This window comes from Secundilactobacillus yichangensis (assembly GCF_016861565.1).
GTDB classification, from domain to species: Bacteria; Bacillota; Bacilli; order Lactobacillales; family Lactobacillaceae; genus Secundilactobacillus; species Secundilactobacillus yichangensis.
In genome coordinates this window covers 89,511-113,087 of sequence record NZ_BOLK01000009.1, presented here as the reverse complement: position 1 = coordinate 113,087, position 23,577 = coordinate 89,511, and the positions used below count along the sequence as shown (strand labels likewise).

General features: G+C 41.4%; 16 protein-coding genes. 6 read left to right on the top strand and 10 right to left on the bottom strand.

Annotation, left to right across the window (positions count from 1 at the left end):
• Positions 1-183: 183 nt before the first annotated feature.
• The 6 genes from JUE95_RS08440 to JUE95_RS08415 all read right to left on the bottom strand — a co-directional run bounded on the left by JUE95_RS08440 (position 184) and on the right by JUE95_RS08415 (position 10,387).
• Entirely contained in the window at positions 184-1,128 is a 945-nt protein-coding gene (locus JUE95_RS08440; protein WP_203650677.1) for a Dyp-type peroxidase, read from the bottom strand.
• A 213-nt stretch (positions 1,129-1,341) separates the two neighbouring features.
• Positions 1,342-3,273, bottom strand: a complete 1,932-nt coding sequence (locus JUE95_RS08435) for an elongation factor G (protein WP_203650675.1) — start codon at positions 3,271-3,273, stop codon at positions 1,342-1,344.
• Between the two features lie 210 nt (positions 3,274-3,483).
• Positions 3,484-4,602: an ROK family transcriptional regulator gene (locus tag JUE95_RS08430; RefSeq protein WP_203650673.1), complete on the bottom strand. Its 1,119-nt coding sequence runs from the start codon at positions 4,600-4,602 to the stop codon at positions 3,484-3,486.
• A 193-nt stretch (positions 4,603-4,795) separates the two neighbouring features.
• Positions 4,796-8,560, bottom strand: coding sequence for a Cna B-type domain-containing protein (locus JUE95_RS08425; protein ID WP_203650672.1), 3,765 nt, complete (start codon positions 8,558-8,560; stop codon positions 4,796-4,798).
• A gap of 464 nt (positions 8,561-9,024) precedes the next feature.
• Positions 9,025-9,783 (bottom strand): SDR family NAD(P)-dependent oxidoreductase, encoded by a 759-nt coding sequence (locus tag JUE95_RS08420; RefSeq protein WP_203650670.1) that lies wholly within the window; start codon positions 9,781-9,783, stop codon positions 9,025-9,027.
• A gap of 19 nt (positions 9,784-9,802) precedes the next feature.
• On the bottom strand, positions 9,803-10,387 hold the full coding sequence (locus JUE95_RS08415) for a hypothetical protein (RefSeq protein ID WP_203650668.1): 585 nt from the start codon (positions 10,385-10,387) through the stop codon (positions 9,803-9,805).
• A 172-nt stretch (positions 10,388-10,559) separates the two neighbouring features.
• Here JUE95_RS08415 and JUE95_RS08410 point away from each other — a divergent pair, with 172 nt between their 5' ends.
• Entirely contained in the window at positions 10,560-11,048 is a 489-nt protein-coding gene (locus JUE95_RS08410) for a MarR family winged helix-turn-helix transcriptional regulator (RefSeq protein WP_203650666.1), read from the top strand.
• Positions 11,049-11,102: 54 nt separating this feature from the next.
• Here the strand turns inward: JUE95_RS08410 and JUE95_RS08405 are convergent, their stop codons facing one another.
• Positions 11,103-11,672, bottom strand: a complete 570-nt coding sequence (locus tag JUE95_RS08405) for a TetR/AcrR family transcriptional regulator (protein WP_203650664.1) — start codon at positions 11,670-11,672, stop codon at positions 11,103-11,105.
• A 126-nt stretch (positions 11,673-11,798) separates the two neighbouring features.
• On the opposite strand from JUE95_RS08405, the gene JUE95_RS08400 reads away from it, so the two are divergent.
• Genes JUE95_RS08400 through JUE95_RS08395 form a run of 3 tightly spaced genes read left to right on the top strand, consistent with a single transcriptional unit; the run spans position 11,799 to position 13,134 of the window.
• A complete protein-coding gene (locus tag JUE95_RS08400; RefSeq protein ID WP_268920919.1) occupies positions 11,799-12,623 on the top strand; it encodes an amidohydrolase family protein in 825 nt (274 codons plus the stop codon).
• 32 nt (positions 12,624-12,655) lie between these two features.
• A complete protein-coding gene (locus JUE95_RS12845; RefSeq protein WP_268920918.1) occupies positions 12,656-12,805 on the top strand; it encodes an amidohydrolase family protein in 150 nt (49 codons plus the stop codon).
• A 17-nt stretch (positions 12,806-12,822) separates the two neighbouring features.
• Positions 12,823-13,134, top strand: a complete 312-nt coding sequence (locus tag JUE95_RS08395) for a DUF2316 family protein (RefSeq protein ID WP_203650663.1) — start codon at positions 12,823-12,825, stop codon at positions 13,132-13,134.
• Positions 13,135-13,206: 72 nt separating this feature from the next.
• On the opposite strand, the gene JUE95_RS08390 is transcribed toward JUE95_RS08395, so the two are convergent.
• On the bottom strand, positions 13,207-15,321 hold the full coding sequence (locus JUE95_RS08390; RefSeq protein WP_203650662.1) for a hypothetical protein: 2,115 nt from the start codon (positions 15,319-15,321) through the stop codon (positions 13,207-13,209).
• Entirely contained in the window at positions 15,311-18,832 is a 3,522-nt protein-coding gene (locus tag JUE95_RS08385; RefSeq protein WP_203650661.1) for a hypothetical protein, read from the bottom strand. Before JUE95_RS08385 ends, JUE95_RS08390 begins: the two co-directional genes overlap by 11 nt.
• Positions 18,833-19,243: 411 nt before the next feature.
• Here JUE95_RS08385 and metE point away from each other — a divergent pair, with 411 nt between their 5' ends.
• A complete protein-coding gene (gene metE / locus JUE95_RS08380; RefSeq protein WP_203650660.1) occupies positions 19,244-21,493 on the top strand; it encodes a 5-methyltetrahydropteroyltriglutamate--homocysteine S-methyltransferase in 2,250 nt (749 codons plus the stop codon).
• Positions 21,494-21,619: 126 nt separating this feature from the next.
• Entirely contained in the window at positions 21,620-22,789 is a 1,170-nt protein-coding gene (locus JUE95_RS08375; RefSeq protein WP_203650687.1) for a DUF2075 domain-containing protein, read from the top strand.
• A gap of 67 nt (positions 22,790-22,856) precedes the next feature.
• Here JUE95_RS08375 and JUE95_RS08370 read toward each other — a convergent pair whose 3' ends face one another.
• On the bottom strand, positions 22,857-23,564 hold the full coding sequence (locus tag JUE95_RS08370) for a DUF3658 domain-containing protein (RefSeq protein ID WP_203650659.1): 708 nt from the start codon (positions 23,562-23,564) through the stop codon (positions 22,857-22,859).
• Positions 23,565-23,577 lie beyond the last annotated feature (13 nt).

Genomic DNA, 23,577 nt, shown 5'->3' with positions numbered 1-23,577 from the left:
CACCAGCATAACTAAATTTTACATTAGCATGTCCTAAAAAAGTTAGCAAGAGGATAGGCTTATTTAAGTGTGTCTTATATTTAACAATTTATCATTCATTAAGCAGTGAAACGCCTTGGGTCACTTGACTTTTGGTAGAAAAAAAGCCTGCTAAAATTGACAGGCTCTAAACTATTCCAAAATCTAAAATTCCTCACCGTCTGCAATCTTACCGAGAACAGTGAATGATGGGATAAAGAATACTTCACCAGTTTCTGGAGTTGAGAAATCCAACAACCGGTCAGACTTGGTAAACATATTTGTCAGCATCCGCTTGGTAACCGTCCAGTGACGGGCATAGCCGATAAAATAAGTCCCGTTAACATTTTCCGTTGGGTTTGAAAATGGCACGTTCATCCGGACGATTTTGTGTTCGACACCGCCCTCATTATCTTGAGAAGCGATGTTATGAGCATTCGGTGCTTTTTGATCATCTTCAAGTTCCACATCATTGAATTTTTTCCGGCCAATAGCTTGCTCCTGTTGCTCGGTTTTCAGTGCGTTCCAGGCTTCCATATTGTGGGCATACTTCTGGGCAAACGCGTATGAGCCGTTAATGAAATCAGGATCCTCATCACCGATAACAGCGTAGTCTGGCGTATCTAGCGCACTTGGATTTTCTGTGCCATCCACAAAACCAATAATGGCCCGACCTTCAAAGTAGCGGAAACCATGCGTTTCATCAAGAACCGTGACGTTGTTTTGAATTCGTTCCATCACCATGGTCATTAATTCAAAGGGAACAGCTGAATCTTTGGCCCGCACGTGAAAGAATAGATCTGCTGGCGTTGCTGGTGCGGTATATTTTGGTCCCACAACCGGTTCGAATTCTTCCAGTTCTTTCGGCCGCTTGGCATCAGGAAAGAGATAGTCCCAAGCTTTACGTGAAAAACCAAAAGCCACGGCTAATCCTGCATCTGGGTAGCGAATATTCAAGGAGTTTTCAAACGCTGGCAAATGCTCCGCAAGATCTTGAATCATTTCTAAATCAGCATCATGATTCTCCCGCTTCAAGTCCATTGTTGAAAAAATAATGTTGCTCCCCGCATCCTTGTAAACTGACTGCACGTCTTTCAAATCAATTGCCATTCCTAATCTCCTCCTTGTACATCCATCGAAACATCAGTATAAGTAAATTCTTTTTAGAATAATTCTTAACTGAATTTATTTTACCACAATTCGGTGATGATTAAAGCGTTTTCTTGAGCTTAATCTCAAACTTATTTAGATGATAGCCGCAGTTGTCTATATACCTTAAAAAGCACTTTTGAACTCTCAGCTCAAAAGTGCTTTCCTAGTTTTTCAGCTCTTCATATAGGGATAGTGCGCCATTACTGGTAACTGATTCCACTTAACAGGATACCCGGCACCATGCGCACAGAAAACGGAGTCTGGTGTATTGTCCAAATCACTCACCGGATCGTAATTCGCTGCTGCAATCACTTCTTCGGCATTATGACACGGTCGATAGCCGTCGACCACACACTCTAGCTCGCCTTGACCATGGGTATAGGCACTTACTGCTTGCGCGTAACCCTGCATTTCGGCAACCGGCGCACTTCCGGTAAGTGTGACCACTGTCCCAGCTGTACTGTCCGGCGTTTCAAACTCGCCGTCCATGCGCTGAATATCATTCATCGCGCGACCGACCTGGTCTTGAGTCACTGTCAGTCGAAATTGATACCAGGGCTCCAGCAACTGTGCTTCACCTTTTTGCTTAGCCATCATCAGTCCCTGACGAACAGCTCGCCAGGTGGCCTCTCTAAAGTCGCCACCAACCGTATGCACAATGCTGCCGCGGCCACCTATCAAAGTTATTTTCATATCGGTAATCGGCGCACCAGTTAATACGCCTAAGTGCTGTTTAGCCGCTAAATTAGTCATAATTTGGTGCTGCCAGTTCTTATCCAGCACCTCTAGGGAGCAGTTAGAGGCGAAGTGAACACCACAGCCACGGTCTGCCGGTTCCAGCAATAGATGAACCTCCGCATAGTGCCGCAATGGTTCAAAATGACCGACACCTTCAACTGAATCAGTAATGGTTTCCTTGTATAGGATGCTGCCTTCATCAAAACTTACATCCAGTTGAAATTGCTGTTCCAGCAACTGTTGAATCACTTCCAGCTGCATAGCACCCATCAGCTGTACCCGGATCTCCTGCAATTGATTTGACCAAGTCACATGAAGCTGCGGATCTTCGTCTTCTAGTTGCTGTAAAGCAGTCAAACAGGCGTGCAAATCATTACCTTGAGGATTAACCTTATAGGTTAAAACCGGCTGCAAGATCGGCAATTGGCCATCAGCCAAGTCGCCTAATCCTTGTCCAGGACGCGTTCCTGTGAGCCCTGTAATGGCACAGACTTCACCGGCCGTGATTGTCTGACTCACCGTATATTTCGTTCCGTTATACTGGCGCAGCTGATTGATCTTTTGATCTGGTAATACCTCGTCACGAGGATGCAGTTCACCGCCCGTGACGCGAACCCAGGTCAGCCGCTCGCCCTTTTCGTCGTGAGACACCTTAAAAATCCGGGCACCAAAACCCTTATTGGCCGCCCGTTCAGTTGTCCATCGCTGCAAGCCTGCCATTAGAGTATCAACACCGGTTAACTTCAGTGCTGCCCCGAAATAAGTTGGAAAGACTTTTCGCTGACTGATCAACTGTCGAATCACATCATCGCTTAGCGTCTCAGAAGTTAGGTAACTATCCAATACTGAATCATCCTGTAACGCAATATCTTCATAGCTATCGGCTATGTTATCGCCATCAAATGCTAAACAACCGGGCGCTAACTCCGTCTGCAACTGGGTTATTAATTTATCCCGATCAACACCTGGGGCATCCATTTTATTCACAAAAATAAAAGCGGGGATCCCGTAGCGTGCTAGCAAGCGCCACAACGTTCGTGTATAGCCCTGAACACCATCAGTTGCTGAGATAACTAAAATGGCGTAATCCAAAACACTAAGTACTTGTTCCGTCTGAGCACCAAAATCCGCGTGCCCTGGTGTATCCAGTAAGGTTAGGTTCAATTGTTCATACTGAAGATTAGCTTCGTGAGAAAAAATAGTGATACCGCGTTTCTTCTCTAAATCATCAGGGTCAAGAAACGCATCACCATTATCCACTCGACCCAATTGTGACAAGGTCCCCGCCTTATAAAGCAACGCTTCAGACAGCGTGGTTTTCCCTGCATCCACATGGGCAATAATTCCAGTTACGATGTGCTTCATGCCTGTCCCTCCTGTAATTGTTCAATACTCTTATTATTCCATGTTATCATCAATAAGCAACCCCAAAGGGCTACGCATTATTTGAAAATAACGATGATGGATTGATTATTTCCCGGGTAATTATTTTATTTTCTAATTGTTATGAGGGAGTGAATTTTTAATTCTACTAAATAACGTCACTTCTACCGCTAGAAGTGACGTCTATAATGCTTAAATATTATCTAAAACACTTTTTATAATTGGTAAAGTCGCACCGAATGAAACTGGTCTGGACTGCGCTGTTCCTCGCTCAACGTAGGGCTGATCCTCTGGAAAGGCCGTAATACTTTTAATGCGCTTATTGATGAACTCAATGGCACCATCATCCAAATATCTGGCTAAAACACCCGCTATGACCAATCGATTGTCAGTAAACATATGGAGGTTATTGATAACTTCTGCCAGGTTAGTCAGGTAATCGCGCCAGCGCTGAACTGTTTCCTGATCCTTTTGTTTGAGGTGGTCCATGAAGCCCTCAATGGTTTCGTTCTCCCTCAGCAACGCACTTAAAGAACTATAGGTTTCTAGGCACCCTCGTCGACCGCAATAACATTTATGCCCAGTTTTACTGTTAAGCGTAATGTGTTCCATCGTGCCGCTGCGCCCTTTTTCACCGGTATAAATCTGATTGTTAATCACGATTGCTGTCCCTAAATGTTCACCAATAGAAAGGTATATCGCATCTTCTTGGTTGTGCGACTGGTTTTGTTCGGCCAAAGCAACGCAGTCTGCATCGTGAAATAACGTCACCGGTATCCCAATGGCGCGTTCAAACTGGCTGCTAGTTAATCCGGTACAATTTAAAATCTTACCATACAGCACCTTTTTACCATCGGCAGAAATCAAACCCTGAATGCCAATTCCAACACCCACAACTTTGTCCAGAGAAATACTTTGCGCACTGATAAACTCTCGAACCCAGTCACCTAACTGCTGGAAATATCCCTCTTCAATCTTAAAGGGTAAATTAATGGTAGTTGAGCCTAAATCCTCATACAGCACATTAACTAGCGTAGCGGTGACGTGATTCGCAAATAATTCTAAGCCTACCGCGTAAGCCCTTTCATTATTTGGTGAATAAACAACCGCACGTCGCCCAACACTTGAAGTAAATTTACCATCAGTCACAATTTGTTCATCTTCCATCAGCTGATGCAAGGTCTGAGTAACCGTTGGTAAACTTAAATTCATTTTCATCGCGATATCTTGCTTAGAAATTTTACCTGATTCATAGATTAATTTATACATCGCCCGGTAATGTCCAGACAGTCTGTTATTATCACGTTTCATTCGTTCATCCCCCTGTAAGGTTACAAGTAAAACCTACCATTGTAATGAACAAATTGCAATTTTGTAAAATATCTGCTCTAACTCATCACTAGGATCTGGTACTGCGTGCGGTATCACTAAAGGCCTAAAAAAGCACTCCTACCAAACCGGCAGAAGTGCTTTCCCAATTGAAACTGTTTAACTTTTTATTCGTTTAAGCTTTTTTCTTAAGCAAAGTCATTGGTACAAACAGCATCAATAGCAGTGCAACACCAATTAAAGCGGCTGAAGATGATTGCTTTTCAGAAGTTTGTGGCAATTTTGCTTCAGTTGGTTTTGGTTGGACATTGTCTTGCTTACGTGGTGCAACGGCTTCTCCGTGAACACTAGCAACAGGTGTGTTAGCTTCATTCTTAGAAGGTGTTGATACACGATTTTGATCAGTTGTTGTTTCAGGTGTTTCTGGAACATTTGGAGTCTTTGGTTCTTCAGGTGTAATCGGAGTATTTGGAATATTCGGAGTATTCGGATTCTCCGGTGTTGGAGGCGTTACAGGTGGTGTAGGAGGGGTTACAGGCGGCGTTGGAGGCGTCTGGGGTTTCTCTGGCTTACCTGGAACATCGTAATCGTTAACCAAAGTAGCAGTTCCGTTAACAGCTGTGGCGACACCGCCGTTTTCAGCAGTGTACCCAGCAACTGGTGTTTCTTTAACACTATAGACGATTGTTTTAGCATTGGCATCAGTCAAAGCTAAATCAGTAAAACTACCCGTGTAGTGATTCTTGCTAGTTAACACAAGTGTCTTACCTGTTGATTCACCATCAGCAAGTAAAGTAACGGTAATGTCTGGAGTTTGTGTACCAGCTGGTACGCCCTTCCAAATTTTAACAACTTTAACATTAGTTATTGGCTGATTTGGATTAACGGGCGGACGATTGTAATCATTCACAAGAACTGCCTTACCATTAACTACTTGCGCAATACCATTATTTTCAGCAGTGTATCCAGCAACCGGAGTTTCTTTAACACTATAGGTGATTGCTTGCCCATTAGCATCAATCATATCTAGATTGCTAAAGCTACCCTGGAACTGGTTTGCAGCTGTCAATATCAATGTTTGCTGAGTATCTTTTCCGTTAGCAAGTAACGTAACCGTTACATCAGGTGTACTTGAATTAGCAGGTACATTAACCCAAGTTTTAGTTACTTCGACGTTAGTCTTTTGTGGAATGTATTCATTCACTAAGGCAACTTTGCCATTAGTAACCGCAATTAGGCCATCTTTGTCTGTAACGTTTTTAATAGTATAACCAGCAACAGGTTCTTCTTTAATACTATAGACGATTTTGTTGCCGTTAGCATCCGTTTCATCTAAGTCCTTAAAGCTGTCTGCATACCCATTATCTTTGCTTAGCGTCACAGTCTTAGTCGTTGCTGTTCCATTAGCATACAAAGTAGCTGTCACAATTGGTGTTTCTGTACCAGTTGGTACACCATTCCAAGTCTTAGTTACTTCGATATTAGTCTTTTGTGGAATGTAGTCATTCACTAAGGCAACTTTGCCATTAGTAACTGCAATTAGGTCATCTGTGTCTGTAACGTTTTTATTAGTATAACCAGCAACAGGTTCTTCTTTAACACTATAGGTGATCTTGTTGCCGTTAGCATCCGTTTCATCCAAGTCCTTAAAGCTGTCTGCATACCCGTTATCCTTGCTTAGCGTCACAGTCTTAGTCGTTGCTATTCCATTAGCATACAAAGTAGCTGTCACAGTTGGTGTTGTTGTACCAGTTGGTACGCCATTCCAAGTTTTAGTTACTTCGATATTGGTTGTGTTCTTCTTGTTGAAGATATTGACAAGAACACCATGCTTATCAGTATTACGGTCAATGGTTACTGTGTATGATTTGCCATCACCTAGTACATTACCCGCTCCATCAGCTAGTAACGTATTCTGATAGCCGTTAACCGGCTTAACTTCAGTAATGGTGTATGTTCCACTCAATAAAGCGTTAGTCTGGGCAGATCCACTATCATCCGTCGTTAAATCCGCTACAATAATACCAGTGGCATTAGTAATCTTAAATTCGGCGCCAGCTAGTTTAGAGTAGTCACCTTTTGAATCTTTATCGGTACCATACTTGTGAATTTCGATGACACCTTGAGCAATCGTTAACTCAACATCGCTATCTGTTCCACTATACTGAATTGTATAGTTTTTAGACGTGTCTTGAGTGCCATCATGCGCAACAATTGCCGTATTGCTAAGATCATGCGTAAAGGTTGCATCTTCATTCATACGAAATTCAATATGCAAACCAGCTATACCTGAGTTTCCGGTAGCTTTCAGTAAATTATGATAGCCGTCAACAGTTTGGTCAACATTAGCTGCTCCTTCAGACGGAACTTTATCACGAACCTGATCCTCATTTGAACCTAACGTCGGTTGTGTCAGACTTAATTGATTGCCTGCACTATTCTTAACACCAAGGTCACCAACGTTCATGATAAAAGTGTACTGCCCAGCAGTGTATGACTGACCATAAACGTCACCATTACTATTCTGCTTGAAGAATCCATACGAGCCCAAATGACTCTTAACGTAATCATTAAATTGAGTAAAAGTTACGTTATCAGTAGATTCACCACCGTTAGCAGCAGCAACATCAGCTAGAGATACATTTTGACCTACATTAACGCCAAGTACGGTATCAGTAGTACTCAACACATTACCATCTTGGTCTCTTAAATAAATTGGGACACCCAAACGCGGCGTTGAGTCCTGAGCCACGGTTTGCCCTGGAGTCAAATTATCATAAATAACAGCATTCTTCATTACATGATCAGAAGACACGGTTCCAGTACCTAATGCATCCGCTATAGCATCAATATTAACATTTAACGTCCAGTTAACTTCACCAGTTGGAAGACCATTATCATCAAGAACTTGATACCCTTCTTTAACGATTGGCCCTTTACCACGGTAAGGATCTCCGCTAACTGGCTGTCCACTAGGAGCAGGTTTAACATCAAGAGGAACTGTGCCTCCTTGTTGATAACTGATGGTTTTTTTACCCTCGGTTACTTTACCACGAGTATCAATAGTGGCAGAAACATCCGTAACACCTGTATTCTTCTCCAGATAATCATTAAATGTGACTCTTACCAGTTTTTGAGTATCATCAATTTTTACTAAATGATATGAGCCAATCTCAGGATTACCTGATAAATCCTTATCTATCAAAGGAAACACTGATGTGTCAGTGACCACTATTTGGTCAGGCAGCTTAACACTGAAGTAATCACCATTCTTTATCTGACGCACTGCAGTATCGTTGATAGTAAAATTAGAAAGAAAGTGTACAAAGTCACCATCATGAATATCTTTCTGATAACTTCCATCAATGTTATTACCATTAATATCCGTCAATTGTTGATTAACAGTAACATCACTAGAAACATCTTTGCCTTTTTCGCCAGACTTATAGCTAATTTCTGGCACGAAAACTGCAGGCGCAACAGCTTCTTTGAACGATTCATTGCTGTGATTAGGATCAGTCTTCTCAGCTTCTGTTGTAGGATTCTGAGTCTTTGTCACATCAGGAGTTACCGTCGCTGGCTTTTGAGATTGATCATTAGTCGTTACTGTATTCGGCTTCTCAGATTGTTCATCAGTTGTTGCCGTTTCCAGTTTCTCAGATTGATTGTCAGTTGTCGCTGTTCCCGTTTTCTCAGATTGTTCATCAGTAACTGTCGCCTGTGATGCTTTAGTAGTTGTACGAGGATCTACTGAACTATTCAAGGTGCTCGTGTTTTTCCCCAGGTTCGCCGGATATATACACTTACTTGAATTAGTGGAACTGGTAGCAACCGCAGTATTAACAGACACATTATTTGCTGTAGCATTAGCAGTTACTGGCAAGATGAGCAGTGTCAGCATAGCCAGTAGAAAACTAACAGCCAGCAAAAGTTTCTTCACAGAAGTCTCCCCCTTTTTTGTGAAATAATCTATGGAAAATAGCTTCCTCAATATTAATTCACCCCCTCTACTTTAAAAAGCAGTTTTCACAAAGCATAAAGAAAATTAACTTCTCCCAGTTAATCCTCTTTATGCGGTCATTATAGCACTATAATATTTATTCATGGACACTTTTTTTGATATTGTTCAATAAAAATACAGTTTTGACACAAAATATTTTCTTTGATATTCCCATAGTTACCTTTTATATATCAAATAACTTTGTTTTAGTAAGCTTTTACGGCCAAATTAAATAATCTAAACTAACAAACCTAGTAAACGGTGCTTAAATATTCCATATGAAACATTTAGGTACCGTTGGAAATAAAAAAAGCTTTAAGTTATTAAATTTAATTATAATTTCAATAACTTAAAGCTTAATTATCATGTGAACCTTCGAATTAACTAATTACTTTAAAAACCCTTTACCAAGATAACTTACCCGCATTTTCCGTAAAGGTTCCCGTGGTAGTATCATCAATTGGTAAACTAGCCATCTTGATGATCTGTGCAGCACCGGTGGCAACATCTTGCATTCCTGCCGGAGCGGGTGCATCCTCTGGACGGCCGCCAAAACCAGTAGCAGTCCAGCCTGGATTAACTGAGTTGACCGTAATGCCTTCATCTGCTAACTCCTTGCTGAAAATAATCGTAGCAAAGTTAACTGAGGCCTTTGATGACTGGTAGCCCAATGAATTAACCTTGTAGAATTGAGAATTAGGATCGCTGGCTAAGCCCATGGAACCCATATTGCTGGAGATGTTAATAATTTTAGCTGGACGACCAGCCTTTAATAACGGAATCATCGCTTGGGTCACATCGATCAGGCCAAAGTAGTTCACATCAAAGTCCTGACGAATGGTGTCCGTACTGAGTTCTGAAGCTGGTTGATGGTGATCCATTGCGATTCCAGCATTATTGATCAAGATGCTGAGATAACCATAATCAGTTTTGATTTTAGCCGCTGCAGCCTTGATCTGTGCCTTATCAGTAACGTCTAGTTGAATGAAATCAGCTTTAATCCCGTCATCCTTAAGCTGTTTAACAGCTTTTTCACCACGTTCTTGGTTACGGGCGCCAAGTAAAATATGCTGGCCCTTTTTGCCAAGTGCTTGAGCGGTGGCAAAACCAATGCCCTTGTCAGCACCAGTGATCAGTGTCAAAATCGTTTTTTCCGCTGCCATAATGATTCTCCTTCTATAATTAATCGTTTTCGTGAAGCCAATTTTCGGCTTTTTGGTAGAGCCCATCTTCATCAGCTTTTCGGTCAGTTCCCAATAAGTCTTGGTTTATCTCACCACCGGCTTTGATCCGACCATAAGCAAGAAACCGATAGCTGCGTCGCAAATTAGCAACATCATCTGGATTGACCTTGAGATCTTGACCAGGAATTGCTGGTTGCATTTTATCAGCTTCATCAATGGAAGTTAAGTTAACAATTTTCCATTCATTGTTCCGCTTCTCAACGCGGTAGATCAAGCGCATATAGGATTCAATAACCGCTTCAACGCCATTGATCATCTGCCAGTGATTGGTCGTTGATGAAAGTTCAACGTAGGCTCGGTTCCCGTTTTGGTGTACGATTGGTGTGCCAAAACGCCCCACGATGGGTAATGAATTGGCAAAATCTGCCGGCTGTTTCCCTAAAAAGGTTGAAACCGGCCCGCTTTGCCAGCTAGTCGTAACAGTAGCATCTGGAAAATAACAATCGGCAGCTTCCTTAACGTGTCGACCACGATACATCCGTTCCTTCAATACAAGTTGACTAATTGCTTCAAAATCATTCATTATTACCCACGTTCCTTTCAATCAAACGTTAACTTCACTATCATTAAATTTAAAATATCAAGTAGTCTATAATTGACAAGAATCTACTTTATACTTACAATTGATAATTGTCAATTATTTATAATCAGTTTACTATTTATTAATTTCAAGACCTTACTAAGGAAGTGATGAAATGGCAGCTAACACTAATGATGCATTAGAACTCGAACAGCTATTTACCGATTTAACTCAAGCTATCACTCAAAATCGAACGTTAGACGAATTTGGACTCACACGGCTCCAAGCCATTACCTTAAAGAATGTCTATACCCGAATTGGCATCAGTATGAGTCAACTGGCTGATACTACGGGCATTTCGCGTGCGCAACTCACTCGTCTGATAACCACGCTAGAAAAACGCGACTTGGTTGAGCGCCGGCATAATGAAGATAATCGCCGAGTAGTCAACGTGTACGGCACGGAACATGGTAAAGCCATTATCCGCGAACATAGCCAGCTGATTGCTAACCGGATTCAATCCCATACCAAAAACCTATCCGCAACTGAACAAACTGCCCTGACTCATCACTTGCGAGAGGCCATTCGGCTGATGGTCAAAGCGGGAATCATCACACCAGATGATCAATCACCACTGAATCAAATTCGTAAAGATCAAAAATAACTCTAAAAAAGCGTTAGAAGGTTAAGTGACTTCTAACGCTCTTTTTGACTGCAATCACTGTTGCGAATCTGACAAATCATTAGGGATCAACATCCGGTATAATTCCAGCACCTCTGCTGGCGGAATTGGTTCCGATGTCTCCGCAACTTCTTGTGCAAAGTGCAGAATCGCTCCACCAAGAAATTCACTAACGAACTGCCTTCTAGCAATTGGATAGTCCCGTAAAATCAGAATTTGCTGGGCGGTTCCGCTTAACACCGACTGGACCTTTTTCTGCGTACCGCTCCAAGAAACCAGTTTAACCAGTTCAAGGTTATTTTCAATTTCTGATACTACAACCTGGCTGCTATTCTCAAAGTTTGGCTGCGACAAATCATCGATCTGTTTCTCAAAATCTGAAATCACGATCAGAAAGTGAACCACGATCACATCCGCTAAATTTTGATAATGACGGTAGAAAGTGGCCCGTGAAACGCCGGCACTTTCACAAAACTCCTTGATTTCAATCTGCTTGTATTCAACACCAGCCTGATGCTTGGCCACTATGGCGTTGAATAACTTCGCGTGGGTACGATGCTTGCGCCGATCAATTTTCATTGGATTATTTAAAAACGCTCTTGCCATTTTGCTTATGCGACACAAGGCCTATATATGTCTTGTATCTTCCTTTCATCCAACTTTATTGCTCTTTATAATACTCAATGTAGCGTGAAAGTACAAACCTGATTTGAAACATTAAGGAGTGGCACTATGAAAATTATCACTGTTGAAGAACATTTTGAATCCGCTAAAATTACTCAAGTAATCAACGAAACCGTTGGTAAGGCTGCCATGCCAAACGTCAGCAAAAAGATGCGAAACTACATGCAGACGACACTGCCAACGCCTGAAATCATGTACGACGTCACTAAGCAACGCATCGCATTTATAGACAAGTATGAAATCGATCAGCAAATTCTTTCTTACGGTAACTCATCACCGCAGAATCTGGACCCCAAGGTTGCCGTGAAGCTCTGCCAAGAGGCTAATAATGAACTGGCTAAGGCCATTACCACTAATCCGACTCGTTTTGGCGGACTAGCCGTACTGCCCGTCGGTGACCCGACGGCTGCCGCTACTGAATTGCAACGCGCCGTTAACGAATTACATTTAAATGGTGTTTTACTCAAAGGGAATTACCAAGGCAAGTTTTTCGACGACTCGTTCTTCTTCCCGATCTTTGAAATGGCCAGCCAGTTAGATGTCCCGGTCTATTTCCACCCATCGTTTATCCCAACTGATGTGACGCAGCACTATTTTGCTAACGAAAACTGGTCTGACGTCGTGACCGGGATCCTCTCCTCTGCCGGCTTTGGCTGGCACATGGACGTTGGTATCCAGGTCATGCGGATGATTGTTTCTGGCATTTTCGACAAACTACCTAATTTAAAGCTAGTTTCTGGTCACTGGGGTGAATTCGTGCCAATGTTCCTGGAACGGTTGGACGATGAAATTGATGCTTATGCCGGTTTGAAAAAATCCTTCTCAGACTACTATCGGAATAACGTCTATGTGTCACCCCTAGCGGTATTCTGAGCAAGCCGCAACTTAATTTCTTACTCGCCGAAATGGGTCCTGAACACTTAATCTACTCAATTGATTACCCGTATAAGCAGCCTAAGAACGCCCGTACCTTCCTAGATAATACTAACTTGACGCCTGCTCAGCTAGAAGCCTTTGCGCATGGTAATGCCGAACGAATTTTTCATCTGAATTAGAAAGGAACTCGATTACAATGACTTTAAACCCACAACAAATTAAAAACACCCAAAATGAACTGCAGCAAAATTTTGAACTCAGCGGTTTAACGAAGGAACAAGTTGCTAGCAACCTGCACATCAGCCTCACCAAATTAGACCACTTATTCACACTGACACAAAGCTCGCTGAACGACCCCTGGATCTTGCGGAATTACCTGATTGAAAAGGTCGAAGCACAAGGTAAGAAGCCAGTGCCTTTCACCGCTCTGGTTGGTGATTGGCATCAGTACTGGTTCTTGGATAGTGGTCTGATTGATGCGCGAAAGATGTCGGCAGGGGATAATTAAGAAGATTATTACTGGATACTGATTAGGGATCTCGAAAGAATAAACTTTCGAGATCCTATTTATTTTGACTCATTATTTTCTTGCTGCTAGTCGTTTCTGATATTCTTGGTACTCGCGTAGATACTTTACCGGAAATGGTAACACCGTATACTGCCCGTTACGAACAAATTCTACGTCCATCATAGCCAATAAATCCTCAAACAAATCTGGTATCTGACTACCATCTCCGGTAATCGGTATCAATCTTCTTAGTCGATAAGCACGCACAAGGCTTGGTCTTAACCCTTTATCAGTTCCAACAAAATAATGATATTTACCATCGATATTAACCAAGCCTATCCCATGGAGTCCAAGAACCTGAGCTGCATTTCGCTTTTGTCGAACCGTATTGCCAAACGCAAACTCTCCTTGTTGTTCTAACTCTTGATTAATCTGTTGTACCTTTCCGGTTTTAAAATTAACGCCTTTCCCTTTTAAAACGCTCTTAGTCTGACCCAACTGAGGTGTAACGCCTAGCTGTCCTATTACCATTAACATTTTATCAACTGCTTCTTGATAATCGAATTCACTTTCATGACTCTTTCGCAGATTTTCAAGTTCTGTCATCATCGTAGAACGCCGGATTTTTTTATTAGGGTCACTGACAGCCATTTTCTCAGCAATTTCGTCCAATGAAATCATGGTTTGTCTCGGCGTTTGCTGAATGATGACGAATCCACTCTGACATTTAATGACACATTCCACAGTATCCCAAATAGACTTCTTTTTTTTGCGATGTACTACCGACAAAATGCCTCTGGCAATTTCAGTAAACTCATCATCCGCAACTAGATTATTGACATCAACCGTTTGGGATTTAAATTTTAGCTGGTTGGTTTCTTCTACCCATAACTTTGTGATCATCACTTGAGTTTGACGTTTATCTAACCAATCAATTTTGTAAAACTGATACTTCCCCGTGAGGTAAACAAGCTGATTGGTTACCGGTCGCATGTATTCATGTACAATATCCTGTTTAACGATCAGTTCCTGAATTAACTTAATCACCTTATTATCGCCTGCAACATCAGAGATTCCTGTACTACGCCATTTAAACGTTTGACTTTTAGAATTCATCTGACCAAAGTTTTCGACTGTAATGTGTTGGATAATCTGTTCTGCGGTGCCAACTTCATAGGCTTCTTTAACCCCATCATTATTTCTGGCATCTCGAACAACTTGAATATTCAAGCCTGATTTTGCCGATTGGCTTAAATTAACTTGAATTTGAAGTGATTTTAAAGTAGCACTATGTTTAAGAGAATTAACGATTTCATTGGCTAGTGCACCGGTCAATGGCTCACTTACGTCAAAATAAATATTAATCGATTGTCCCTTCAATAGTTGCCAAATATCTTCTTTTTGAGGTAGCTTCGGGTGACTGTATTTAACCAACGGAAATTGACGAAAATTCATCTCCGCAATCAAATAAGAGCTCATATTTTTATTGATGGCTGCTTTAATTTCTTGTACAATGCCCACTTTACTCTGTTCGAATTTTGTTAGCTCTTCAAAAGAAACGAACTTAATGTTGTTCTTTTCATTATATATATTTTCCTTCTTATACAACTTGTGGGTACTACCAATTTGACTACGTTCCATCCGATTAAACGTCTGATTCCAGTAATAAAGTTCATCACTGGCCTGTGGGTTTAACTTCTCTGTAAAAGTTGTGGTTTTCATTTCCAAATCGTGTTCCCAGTTAGCTGTAATATTAAGCGCTATCCGTTGCTCACGTCCATCCCGCAAAGTATGCTTCATATCTTTACGAGAAACGTATAAGCCATTTGTATAACTTTCTTTACTTACCTTACCTGCATCTAAGGTTTGTTGATTCAACAATAACTGCAATATCTGATTCGGGTAAACGCCATTTTCGCTGATAGTACTAAAACGAATCTGTGTAACTAACATGCCTTCCAACACAGGCCAATCAGTCTCTTTATTCAGCAAGACGAGATATTTAAGCTGATAGCCGGTTACCGCTTGAACTGAACAAGATCTCAATAGCTTTTGAAACTTTCCCAACCTTATTTTGTTATCCAGTTTAATCATTAATAGTTTAAAATCCTGATCTAGCGTTAAATTATTTAGTCGATAACTGATAACGCTAGCCAAAATTGTCTGCGATTTATTTTTATTCTCCATGGAAAAACACCCCAATATCTCTTTTTTCGTTACCCGTTAAGACAACCTTGCCATCTTCATTGATTAATGCTGGAATCTCCAAAATCCGTTTATCTGCCGTCAGTTTGGGAACCACTTTACCTGAAGAAACAACATTAATAATTGCTGCCCGCCATAGCTGATCACTTTCAGCGTCTAATTGTGCTAGTTTTTGATACACATGTTGCCGTTCCTGTTCAATCGATTGTTGATGTGGTCCCCGCCAATTTTTAAAATCGATGGCAATGCGTTGATTTAATTTAAAGTCGAATAGCTCATTGTGACGCAACTCTTGGAATGGCTGTAATTTAACAGACCAAATATCTTCAACAATAAACTTGCCGCTAACTTCACCCAATAACCCTTGATATAAATTAATAAACTGCACTGGATTCAAGATCCACTCATTAGGCTGCCACTCAGTTGCATATCCTAATGCTTTTAAATGCGCTTTCAATCCAGGATATTGACACATACTAGTTAATCCAGCAGATTCTTGAGATATCGTTATCTTAGGGCAATCGAGACGCTTATTTTCAAAGCTAAATTTCGATTCACTTTCTTGGACGGCTTGATATTGTGTCACTAACTCTTTATTTGACAAATATTGCAAACAGTCTAGTTGCTGGGCTTTTAGCTTTTTTAAATTTCCTGTACTGATTGTTGGGTATTTTAACAAACATTGACGTGCGCTTTGATAATCATGTGCACGTTTCCTACTTGTATTAAGCCCACCATCGATTAATCTTTCCAAGTTACTAAATGTCATTTGTGTTGCGTTTATCCGCGTTATTTCTTCTGTCGACACGTCTGGTTCTGTTGGAGCTTGCGCCATTGACAAAACCGCCTGCATTTCCGGACTCAGTTCCATCTTTGGCAACCTAACTTCTCTCAATTTATCTAGCACTCTATTGAATACTAGAATTTTAATGCGCTTATTTTTATTAAATGTCCGGTTCATTCTGCCCAAAGCTTGAATAGCTGTTCGTGTGACACTTGCAGTTTCACTGGGAACATTTTTGGGCCGAATTCGACCTTTAACGTCATGCACGACAGCTCCTATTCTTTCATGCACCTCATTTTGAGGTAGTTCTCCTGCATCTTCGAGATACTCTAACTCAGTTACATACCGTAATAAATTCTCGTCTAGAATACTATCTTTTATATTAGTCAAAATATGGGTGATATCTCCTAAATACATGCCAGCCAAATCTGCCTGTAAAGAGCGCTGGTCACTTTGTTTACTTTCACCTGCAATACTTTTAACATGGCCGGTTTCAAACTCACTTAATGTATGTTGTAAGTTTTGACCTACACCAAGAGTTTGGTATGCACTCAGTAGATAAACCCTTGTTGCTTTATCTGAAGGCAAGCACACCGCATCATGAATCTGTTGTGTTATTGATGGCACCTCTCCCTTACTTTGCAACGTAGAAATAACTCTTAACTGAGGGAGATTAGCCTCATCATCAGAGAGTATGTTTGCTAAACCTTCAAACACCTCTTCAATTAAAGATGTGGATAGTTCGTTACCTTCACTTGGTAATTTGGACTGCAATCCCAAATATGATATCAGTGTTTCGTCTGATAAGAAATCAATAAAGCTATCAAACAAACTAATATAGCGTTCTCGGCAATAACTTGCAGATGAATCCTCAATACCATTCAGTTTCTGATCTAGCCAACCATCCATCTCGTTCACCTTTTGACACTCAGGGGAGGTCAGGGTGATGTCGTGTTCTGCTATTACTTTTGCTATGGTCTTTTGTACACTTGCACAATCAGCTTCAACTTGAATCCCTGTTTGACGATAACGTCTGGCTAAATTAAAGTCCGCTTTTGTTTTATCAGTGATGTACTCGTCTCCATCCAAATAATCATCACCTAATTTTTGACGCAAATAAGCAAGATCATAGTTATCCAAAACCGTTGGTATTTTTGCAGTAGCGGATAACCCTAGAACGTTGGCCTTGCTGATCACATTTAGTAAATATCGCTCAGGCGTCACCGAAAAGAAGGCTGCGTTAATATCTGTTCTCAAATCATGCTGCTCAGCATTTACAAATTCATATAAACTCAGACCAGATTTTTGAAAATGATACCTCCTTCCTTTAAATTTTACGGGAGAAGGTAATCTTGATCCTAATAACCCCGGATCCAATCCCAGTAGAATTTCAATTTGATTTCGGCTAAAACCCAACGCATCATAAACGGTGTAGCAAGCTTCCTTTGTCGAAATACGATTCTGACTAGCAGAAATATTTAGATTCCTTTTTTGGGCATAGGCTTCTCCACAGAAAAAAATCTGCCGTGCAAATTTTCGAATAAATCGGCCAACGTTATCCAACATTTCGGTAAAATCAAATCTATCTCCAATTGAATTTCCAGTTTCACGATGATCCAATTCCACACTATTAGTTTTCTCGTTTAAATGAACGTACCAGTTTTCCTTAGTACTAATAACCGTATATTGCGGTAAGTGGATTAAATAGTTGTCGTTTTGCTGAACCTCTTTTGTTTTGTATAAATATGACAATTTATAATCATGATTATATTTATCAGCAATTTTTAACAGTTCTTCAAGTCTGGTTTGGTGTTCTAAAATTTCTTGTAACGCCACGGGTATTTGCTTATTTTTCCAATCTAAGGCTTGATGGATAGCTCTAAATAAGCTTAATAAATCTACTTTCAAATCAAGTGTATCTTTTAAACTTTTATTCCATAATTGTTTTTTCGTGCTATCAAATTCGTCCAACACAACCAAGGAATCTTTTAATACTTGGGAAAATTGAAAAGGAACACCATTTTGCTTAAAAAATGGCGTATAACTTCTAATGAACTTATCCGTAGTCATAATCAAAACCTGACGTTTTTCGATATCGATTGTTGGATATATACGGTTGATCCATTTACAAGCAGGACTATTAGTCGTTGCCACGTATCGTTGAATAGCTACTGATACATCTGTACTTGCCAGATTTTCTAGTCCCGCTAGCTTACAAAGCAACTCTGTTAACACCTGTCTAACTTGGTACTCCGCCTTTGCTAAGTTGGTCCAAGCAATTTTATTATTTGGAGTATATTTAGCTGTTTGTTGATATACCATCTGCTGGAACATCAAATTCGCTAAACCTTTTTGAAACGGCTTACTATTCATTAGTTCACATGGTATTCTCCCCTGCTTTTGTTCATCTAAAATTAACTGAACTGTATCTGGCAACGACAAAATGAATCCAACGTGTTTGGAAAAATCTCTTTTTGGATTATATTTTTGCCAAATTTCTCGAAAATCTTCTAACGCTGGTAAATTCTTTTTTTGATCAGTCACAAAGAATGCTCGGAAATTGGGCTCTTTTTGGGCTTGTGAACATAAGAATCTCTTTACCGCATAACTTTTACCAGTCCCAGTAATTGCATTTAGCAACATTAGGTGAGAGTGGCTTTCTGACCGAGTTATTTCTGAATACATTTTTTCAAAATCTGCAACTTGCATTTTATCATCCTCCTTATAAAAATTAGTTAGTATTGTACTACAACAATAATTATTATCCAGTATGCAAATAATTATTCATTAATTAATATAAAAAAGATAGTAAATTTTCTGTCGAAGTCAGTGTTTCATGAATAAATTAACAAGAGTCCATTTGCCTAACGACTTGAGCGTTGAACAGCTCTATATTGATCGTTCAGATTGCAGAAAGCCTTAAAATATGCCCGCGAAAATTATTTTTGTGAAGAACCTAACCGTTTCATAGTTAGGCAAGAACATTTTCACTTGAATCAGTAAATAAAAGGGACCCAACAATGTTTCACATGAAACATTGTTGGGTCCCTTTTTACTTAGTTGCTCACCCATCCTGCGAACTACGCGTTAAAATAGTGGTATTAAAGGAGCGTGACACCCATGACCACAACCATCATCGGCTACCCACGAATCGGCCGTCATCTTGAAGTTAAGCACGCCGTTGAATCTTATTGCCAACAGACAATCACCGCAGCCGAATTATCCCATGTTGCAGCGCAAACTCGGCAACAGAACTGGCAAACACAAGCCCAAGCTGGTATTGACTGGCTACCCGTAAATGATTTTTCGTTTGAGGATCAATTACTAGATACCGCTGTGCTGTTCAACCTCATTCCGCAGCGCTTTCGGCAATTACACCGATCTCCGCTGGATACTTATTTTGCAATGGCCCGGGGTACGCAAACGGCGACAGGAGTTTTACCACCACTCAAAATGGCAACCTGGTTTAACACGCCATATGGTTATTTTATTCCTGAACTAGAAGACCACACTGATATTCAGCTAGTGGGCACTAAGCCCTTCGATGAGTTTAAAGAGGCCACTCAACTGGGTTATCACGCTCGACCAACAATTATTGGGCCCTATACATTATTGAAGTTCAGCCTGGTTACCGGCACTAAGCAAAAATCTGATTATGTTGTTAATTTAGTGAAGGCATACACCCAGTTATTCCGTTGGTTTAAACAACTGGGAGCTAAATGGATCCAACTGGATGAACCCGCATTAGTATTGGCTCCCACAAAAAATGACTTATCATTATTCAATAATATTTATACTAAATTGCTGCCACAAAAGGATCATCTAAAGGTCTTACTACAGACGGCCTATGGCGACGTTCGAGAAGCTTATTCTCAGCTCATTCAGCTGAATTTTGACGGCCTCGGGTTAGACTTTATTGACGGTCATCAAACCGAATCCTGCATCCAAAATCAGGGCTTCCCAGACGATAAGATCTTATTTGCTGGTATTGTGAACGGCCGCAATGTCTGGCGCACTAACTATCAAACTACAATAGATCTCTTACACCGATTACCAGTTAAACAGATAGTTCTTTCATCCTCGTGCTCGTTGCTCCATCTACCGGTTTCTTTGAAAAATGAAACAGCATTGCCAGAGCATGTGCGTCCCTACCTGGCGTTCGCAGAGGAAAAGCTCACTGATTTGGTTGCTATCGATGATTTATTAGTTGGACGTAACCCTGATCTTCTAGCAGCTAATCAACGACTATTCAATCGCTCACGCAGGGCTGAAAACATGCGGGTTACTGCCCGACTGCATGCGTTAACTGATGCTGATTATCACCGTCAGCCTGAACGGTCAGAACGACAACGACTGCAACAGCAGGCCTTCCCGTTACCAACGCTGCCAACCACGACCATTGGTTCATTTCCGCAAACCGCAGCTGATCAGCAGCGTAAACTGGCTTTTAAACACGGTAAATTAACCAAAGCGCAATTTCAATCTGCCATTCATAAGCGACTGCAGGAATGTCTCACCGAACAAACTAGACTTGGACTGGATGTCCTGGTTACCGGTGAATATGACCGTGATAATATGATCAGCTACTTCGATCACCAGCTCAGCGGTTTCTTGTTCACAGAGCGCGCTTGGATTCAAACGTTTGGCACCTATTGTGCACAGCCGCCAATTATTTGGGGTGACATTGCCTGGACGCATCCGATAACCGTGGCAGAAACCGTTGCCGCTCAGCAATTAACCGACCGGCCTGTAAAGGGTGTGCTCACCGGTCCCCTCACCTTGATAAATTGGGCATATCCACGAGAAGACGTTCCCTTACGCGTGAGTGCAACGCAAATTGCGTTGGCATTGCAAGATGAAGCGCATGCTCTGGAAACAAACGGTATCCACGTGATTCAAATTGATGAACCCGCTTTTCGCAGTGGTTTACCGCTACGTGAAAATGATTGGCATACGGATTATTTGGACTGGGCGAGTGCAGCCATCCGTCTAGTGGCAAGTCACTTACAGCCCACCACCCGATTTCATATCCATATGTGCTATGACCAGTACACTGATATTTTAGACGTCTTGGATCAACTGGATGCGGATGCTCTATCGCTGTCCGCAAAAGATCCAGCACTGTTAGACGCACTATCTAATGCCCATTTCAAAACACCAGTTGGCTTAGGAATGTTTGATACGGCCCGGTTTAAATTACCATCAAAAGACACGCTAATCGCAAAGTTGCAGACTAACGTGAGGCGACTTGGACCAGAGCACGTTTGGGTCAACCCGGACTGCGGGCTCAAAACTTTACCGGAGCAAGGTGCACTAACTAGTTTGGCGTGGATGGTAGCGGCAGCAAAACAAGTCCGCGACACAATTTAACGGTTGGTCACTGGTATCGCCCATGCGTTAAGCAGTATAATGTTTATCTGTTGTATGATTTTTAATCATACAAATCTCAATGAATGAAATAATTAATCAACTAGGAGTTTTCTAATGACCAAACCAATGAACAAAGTTTTAAAGGCACAGTTTTTTGTGGACGATCTGTCCGATGACCAAAAAAAGGTGATTACCGATATCAACGCTTATATCAAACAAGGTCTCACTGGTAAGACCTCTTCAGTCGCCATTATCGAAGGTGCTGCGGGTACAGGTAAATCAGTTGTCCTGATGGAACTGGTGCGTCAGTATATGACGGATAAGCGCTACAAAACCTCGCTGGTAGTCAACCATCCCGAGCTCTATAAAGCCTACCGGGAAATGGGTTCGGCCATTCCAAACATGAACGTCAGCACCATTCGGCGGCCCACATCTCTGATCAACTACGCGCAAAAGAATCACGAAAAATACGACATTATTTTCGTTGACGAAGCGCATCTGCTGTATTCCAAATCAGAACCTTACGCGCACTATCGTGGCCACAACCAGCTAACTGATTTAATGAACCTAGCCAAGGTCGTGGTGGTCGTGTACGACTTTGATCAGGTTTTCCAGTCAAAGATGTACTGGGACAAGGATCTGCTCTTCAAAACCATCGGCAACCACCCTTACAAGCAGTTCAACATGAACTTCCAGTACCGGATGGTTGCTAGTGATGAACAGGTTAAATGGATGAACGATTTGACTGAAGAAAAGCCCATCAAGCAATTCCCTAACAACAGCGATTTCGAATTCAAAGTGTTCGATAAAGCTGGCGAGATGTTTGAAAAAATTAAGGAACAAAACAAGAAATATGGTATGAGCCGCATGGTCGCTACCTCTGGTTTTCCAAGAATCGACGGCCGCCACAACGTTGAAATGGACACCTTTAACCTGCCATGGGATGAATGGGATCCGCAACGGACACCGTGGGCTAAACGTGAAGGCTCCATTACCCAAGTTGGAACCATTTATACGCTGCAAGGCTTTGATTTAAACTATGTCGGCATGGTCATCGGCCCATCATTCGGTTATGACAAAGAAACTGATACCATGACTGTTATTCCGGAAAAGTATTCTCACAAAGAAGTCTTCAAGAAACGGAAAGACCGGAAGTTTACCCGTGATGAATACAAGGCATTTATTGCTAACGTTTTGAATGTTCTCATTAAGCGTGGTAAGTATGGACTCTATCTGACCGCTTACAATGATGCTTTGCGGACACGGTTGTTAGAATTAAATAATACAGGTAAGTAGAATTAATCTACTCAACAAATAAAAGCAGACCGGGAAATTCCTCGGCCTGCTTTTTATGAAGATTAAATCAGTCGTCTTTAGAAGTGAGACTATCCAATCTATACCGATACCACCAGTATGGTATATCCACGGGATAGTTACCCATCGCTTCACCAATGACTCGGATTGCTGGCCAGCTAGTTAATTTCTCTAAGCTCAAAAAGTGATCAAAAAAGGTCTCCCCAACACCAACGACTGCTCCGTTTAGGTTCACTCTTACAGGTGCGTTCTCTTCCAACACTGGTTGCCATCCATTTGCATACGACTGACGCTCATTGACTGATAAGGGGTGTTCATTCTGCAATACGGACTGAATATCAGCAAAATCGAGTTCACCTAAATGCGAGATTCGATACAATGCTGACCATTTTTTCGCATTTGGCAACATTAATGGCACCTGCACTTGCGTAACCCGATTAGTTACACGCTGAGTTAACTGGCAAAACCAGTAAAACCCAACCTGGTCATCTGCCGTTTCACTCCACCATACTCGCAACGGCTCTCCAGCAGCAATGGCTGATTTAAGCTGCTCTATCTGTTTCATAACAGATGTCCGTAATTCATCAGCTGTTTGCCCATCGGTATTATGACTAGCTTTCAATTGCCAAAATGAGTCCTTAGCACCGCTAAATCGGTGTAAATTCCCAAATTGAGCATCTAACTGTAAACCGATTGTTGGCAATTTTGCTTCATATTTCAACATGCCCGCAAAACTTTCGTCAAAAGTTACTTCCACGGCCGTCACCCCT